This is a genomic window from Agromyces mediolanus, assembly GCF_014648575.1.
In the GTDB taxonomy this organism is placed as follows: Bacteria; Actinomycetota; Actinomycetes; order Actinomycetales; family Microbacteriaceae; genus Agromyces; species Agromyces mediolanus.
In genome coordinates this window covers 302,474-307,804 of sequence record NZ_BMRJ01000002.1, presented here as the reverse complement: position 1 = coordinate 307,804, position 5,331 = coordinate 302,474, and the positions used below count along the sequence as shown (strand labels likewise).

The following is a 5,331-nucleotide window of genomic DNA, read 5'->3' as shown; positions in this document are numbered from 1 at the left end:
GTGCCCGACGTTGATCAACGTCGGGCACCTCGGGAACTGGGCCTAGCCCTTGACCGCGCCGCCGAGTCCCGCGCCGCTCAGGAAGAGCCGCTGGAACACGAGGAACAGCACGATCGGGATGAGCGTCGAGATCGCGAGCGCCGCGAGGAACACGTCGAGCTCCGTCTGCGACTGCACCGCGGGCAGCCGCACCGACAGCGGCTGCACGGCGGGGTCGGGCAGCACGAGCAGCGGCCAGAGGAAGTCCTTCCACGCGGCGATCACGGCGAACACCGAGACGACGCCGAGGATCGGCTTCGACATCGGCAGCACGATCGACCAGAACACCCGGAACGGCCCCGCCCCGTCGGTGCGCGCCGCCTCGAACACCTCGCGCGGCAGCCCGTCGAAGAAGCGCTTCACGAGCAGGATGTTGAATGCGTTCGCCGCGGCCGGCAGCCAGACGGCCCAGTACGTGTTCAGCAGCGAGGTGTCGATGACGGGCGGATGCAGCACCGTGAGGTACAGCGGCACGAGCAGCACCACGGCGGGCACGAACAGGGTCGCCAGCACCAGCCCGTTGAGGATCGGGGCGTACTTCGGCCGGAGCACCGAGAGCGCGTAGCCCGCGGTCGTCGCGATCAGCAGCTGGAAGAACCAGGAGCCCGCGGCGACCCAGATCGTGTTCAGGAAGTACTGGTCGATGTGGATGTCGTTCCACGCGGTCTCGAGATTCGCCCAGTCGATGCCGTTCGGCCACAGCTCGAAGGGATGGCTCAGCGTGTCCTGCGTCGGCGTGACCGCCGCCTTGGCGAGCCAGAGCAGCGGGCCGAGGCCGGCGACGACGAGCCCGACGAAGAGCACGACGTGCACGCCCGCCATCGAGACGCGCACGCCCCGCTTGCGCCGGTCGTGCCCGCTCAGGATGCCGCGGTCGGCGCCGCCGTCCGCGGCGTCGCGACGACGCCTGCCGAGCCCGGCGAGCTTCTGCCGGAGGGCGACGGAGGGCTGGGCCGAGGAGGGGGCGGGCGCGGTCAATTCGTGCTCCAGCGGTCGGTGAGCTTGAAGTACAGCCAGCTGAGCAGCCCGAGGAAGACGGCGAGCATCAGGCTCAGCGCCGTGGCCTCGCCGTAGGCTCCGCCGAGACTGTTCTGGAAGGCGTAGCGGTAGATGAGCAGCAGCACGGTGAGGGTCGCGTTGTTCGGTCCGCCGCCCGTGAACAGGTACGGCTCGAGGAACACCTGCGCGGTGCCGATCACCTGCAGGATCAGCATGATGAAGAGGATGCCGCGCAGCTGCGGCAGCGTGACGTGCCAGATCTTGCGCCAGATGCCGGCGCCGTCGACCTCGGCCGCGTCGTAGAGCTCCGGCGGCACCGCGATGAGCGCAGCGAGGTAGATGATGATCGAGCCGCCGGCCGCCGCCCAGGTCGCCTCGATCACGAGCGAGGGCATCGCGGTCGCCGGCGATTGCAACCAGGGCTGCGGCGGGATGCCGACCCAGCCGAGGATCGTGTTGAACACGCCGTCGGGGCTCGCGTTGTAGAAGACCTTCCACAGCAGCACCGCGACGACGGGCGGCACGACGACCGGCAGGTACGCGAGCGCGCTGTACAGGCCCTTGCCGCGGCGAACCTCGCTCATCAGCACCGCCATGATGATCGGCAGCGGGAAGCCGAATACGAGCGCGAGGCCCGCGAAGTACAGGGTGTTCACGACCGCGGTGCCGAGGTTCGGGTCGGCGAGCACGCGAGCGAAGTTGTCGAGGCCGACCCAGACCGGGTCGCTGATGAGGTTCGTCTTCTGGAAGCTCATGACCACCGAGCGGGCGATCGGCCACCAGCTGAAGACCCCGAACACGATGAGCATGGGCGCGAGGAAGGCGAGGTTCCACAGGCCTCCCCCGCGCAGCCACGTGAGCGGGGTGCGACGGCGGCGGCGCGATGGGGTGCGCGCCGCCGCCTCGGGCGACGGATGCCCCGCGCCGGCCTCGGCCGGGGCATCCGTCTGATCGATCGCGGTCGTGCTCACTGGTCGAGCAGCGCCTGCGCGTCGGTGTCGAGCTGCACGAGCAGCGCGTCGATGTCGGCGTTCCGGTCCGTGAGGACCGCCTGCACGACGTTGTCCATCAGGGCGTAGATCGGCTGGGTCTGGCCCTTGAACTCGCCGACCGGGCTCTGGTCGAAGATGCCCTCGGTGAAGCCGGTCATCTGGTCGAGCGGAACGTTGATGTAGTCCTTGATCCACTCGCGCGACTCGAGGTACGTCTCCTGGTCGAGCACCGGCAGCACCGGGGTGCCGACGGCCTGGTCGCTCGCGGCCAGCGCCTTCGCGTCGGCGACCGCGGCATCCTGGTTCATCAGCTTCTGCATGTAGTACCAGTCGATCCAGGTGACGGCGGCCTTCTTGGTGTCGTCGTCGACCGTGGGCGCCACGACCGCGATGTCGCCGCCGCCGAGCACGCCGCCGCCGTCCTCGAGCGGGATGACGGTGAGGCCGTACTTGCCCGAGTCCATGCCGTAGTCCCGCACGAGCGCGGTGTAGACGTCGGAGCCGCTCGTGTACATGCCGATGTTGCCGGCCGCGAACTCCTGGTTGATGCTGCCCCAGTCGAGGTCGAAGTTCGCGCCCATCGAGTTGTCTTCCCAGCGCAGGTCGTGCAGGTACTGCAGCGTCGCCTTCGTGGCCGGGTTGTTGATCGTCGAGGTGAAGGTGCCGTCGTCGTTCGCGGTCTGCAGCTGGGCGCCGCGCGAGTCGGCCTGCGCCGACAGCTGCCAGCCGCCGGTGCCGTTGCTCGTCATCGTCGCGTAGCCGGCCTTGCCGGTCTTCTCGGAGATGGTCTTCGCGGCCTCGCGCACCTCGTCCCAGGTCGTCGGCGGCTGGTCGGGGTCGAGGCCGGCCTGCTCGAACAGGTCCCGGTTGTACTGCAGGCCGTTGGCGTAGGCCTGGCGGGGGAAGCCGTAGACCTTGCCGTCGCTGCCGGTGACCTCCTCGAGGAGGATCGGGTTGAACTTGTCGGTGTAGCCGAGCTCGTCGATCTCCTTCGTGAGGTCCATGAGCTGGCCGTTCTCGAGCAGCGTCTTGGAGTCGGTGAAGGGCACGGTGAACACGTCCGGCAGGCTGCCGCCAGCGAGCTGGGCCGCGAAGGTCGGGGCGGTCCACTCGTACTCGACGCCGATGATGTCGATGTCCGGGTGCTCCTGCTCGAACTGCTTCTCCTGCTCGGCGAAGGCGTCGTAGGCCGCCTGGTCGGCGCCGGGCGGGAAGGTGGCGACGCGGAGCTCGAGCTTGCCGTCGCCGTCGCTGCCCCCGGAGGAGCAGGCGGCGAGCGCGCCGACCATGGCGAGCGCGGCGATGCCGGCCGCGACGGTGCGTGATGACTTCATTGTCGGTCCTTTCGGTGCTGTGATGCGGTGGGGTGCGGATGGTGCGTGGTGCGTGGTGCCGGTGGTGCGTGATGGTGCAGGCGGATGGTGCGGGTCAGGGCGCCGTCGGTTCCGCCGGCGGCGCGGTGCGCAGCCAGGCGGTGGCGTCGGCGGCGAGCCGGCCTCCGTCGAGCGGGGCGCTCGCGAGGAGGATCGACTCGTGCGGCGGCAACTCGATGGGAGCCGGGCCGAGGTTCGTGATGCTGAGGAATCCGTCGCCGCGGCGGAAGGCGATCGCTTCGGGACCTGCGTCGACCCACTCGAGCGCGCTGCGGTGCAGCGCGGGCTCCGCGCGACGGATGCCGAGGGCCCGCCGGTACAGCGCGAGCATGGAGGCCGGGTCCGCCTCCTGCGCTTCGACGGTGAGGCCCGACCAGTCGGCCGGCTGGGGCAGCCAGGGGGCCGCCGTGGCGCTCGCCGGGCTGAAGCCGAACGGCTCGGCGAGACCGCGCCAGGGCAGCGGCACCCGGCAGCCGTCGCGGCCGGGGTCGATGCCGCCGGAGCGGAAGTGCATGGGGTCCTGCAGCACGGCGACGGGCAGTTCCGCCTCGGGCAGGCCGAGTTCGTCGCCCTGGTACAGGTAGAGGGAGCCGGGCAGGGCGGCCGTGAGCAGGGCGGCGGCGCGGGCGCGGCGGGTGCCGAGCTCGCGGTCGCTCGGGGTGCCGAAGCGCTTCTTGCGGAAGGCGAAGCCCGAGTCCTCGCGGCCGTAGCGTGTGACGGGCCTCGTCACGTCGTGGTTGGACAGCACCCAGGTGCTCGGGGCGCCGACCGGGGCGTGCACGCGCAGCATCAGCTCGATCGAGGCGCGCAGTTCGGCCGCGTCCCACGGCCGGGTCATGAAGTCGAAGTTGAACGCCGTGTGCATCTCGTCGGGGCGGAGGTACGCCGCGAAGCGCTGCGCGTCCGGCAGCCAGATCTCACCGACGAGCACGCGGGGGTCGTCGTAGCTCTCGGCGATCCGCCGCCAGGAGCGGTAGAGCTCGTGCAGCTCGTCGCGGTCGATGTGCGGGTGCTCGCCCGGCCCGGGCTCGGCGGGGTAGTCGGGCAGCTCCGGGTGCTTCATGAGCTGCGCGGCGGAGTCGATGCGCACGCCGGCGACGCCGCGGTCGAACCAGAACCGCAGGATCTCCTCGTGCTCGCGCCGCACGTCGGGGTGGTTCCAGTTGAGGTCGGGCTGCTCGGGGGTGAAGAGGTGCAGGTACCAGTCGCCGGGGGTGCCGTCGGGGTTGGTGGTGCGGGTCCACGGCTCGCCGGTGAACTCGGACACCCAGTCGTTCGGCTTCTCCGCACCGTTCTCGCCGCGGCCGGGGCGGAACCAGAAGCGCTCGCGCTCGGGGCTGCCCGGCCCGGCGGCGAGGGCCTCGCGGAACCAGGGGTGCTCGTGCGAGACGTGGTTGGGGACGATGTCGATGATGGTGCGGATGCCTCGCGCCGCCGCGTCCTCGATGAGCTGCTCGGCGTCGGCGAGGGTGCCGAAGGCGGGGTGGATGTCGCGGTAGTCGGCGACGTCGTAGCCGCCGTCGGCGAGGGGCGAGGGGTACCAGGGCGTGAACCAGAGCGCGTCGACGCCGAGCTCGGCGAGGTAGTCGAGGCGGCTGCGCACCCCCTGCAGATCGCCGACACCGTCGCCGTTCGAGTCGGCGAAGCTGCGCACGTACACCTGGTAGATGACGGCGCTGCGCCACCAGTCGGCGTCGCCGGCGGGGGCGGCCGGGCCGGCGGTGGCGGCGGTGAGTGGCATGGTCACGCGGCGGTGCTCCTCGTCGTTCGGCGCGCCGTCGCGTCCGACGACGGCGTCTTGCCGGTCAACGTAATGAGAGCAACAGGATGATGCAACTATTCAACAAATCGACAAAATGTTCCGACGACTTGCGTGAAATTGCGTCAGCGGCTTGCGCCATCCGCGCAAGCGGCACCCCCCTCAGCAC

4 protein-coding genes are annotated in these 5,331 nt (G+C 70.5%); all 4 read right to left on the bottom strand.

Translation table 11 applies throughout. The annotated features are described in order from the left end of the window. Window positions 1-42: 42 nt before the first annotated feature. Window positions 43-1,017, bottom strand: coding sequence for a carbohydrate ABC transporter permease (locus IEY71_RS11275; protein ID WP_373292262.1), 975 nt, complete (start codon window positions 1,015-1,017; stop codon window positions 43-45). Next, entirely contained in the window at window positions 1,014-2,009 is a 996-nt protein-coding gene (locus IEY71_RS11270) for a carbohydrate ABC transporter permease (RefSeq protein ID WP_229781694.1), read from the bottom strand. Before IEY71_RS11270 ends, IEY71_RS11275 begins: the two co-directional genes overlap by 4 nt. Next, complete coding sequence (locus tag IEY71_RS11265; RefSeq protein ID WP_189085432.1) at window positions 2,006-3,364, bottom strand: ABC transporter substrate-binding protein; 1,359 nt, start codon at window positions 3,362-3,364, stop codon at window positions 2,006-2,008. Before IEY71_RS11265 ends, IEY71_RS11270 begins: the two co-directional genes overlap by 4 nt. Window positions 3,365-3,458: 94 nt before the next feature. Then, the gene (locus IEY71_RS11260) at window positions 3,459-5,144 is read right to left on the bottom strand and encodes a glycoside hydrolase family 13 protein (RefSeq protein ID WP_189085950.1); all 1,686 of its coding nucleotides are present in this window, start codon (window positions 5,142-5,144) and stop codon (window positions 3,459-3,461) included. Window positions 5,145-5,331: the final 187 nt, after the last annotated feature.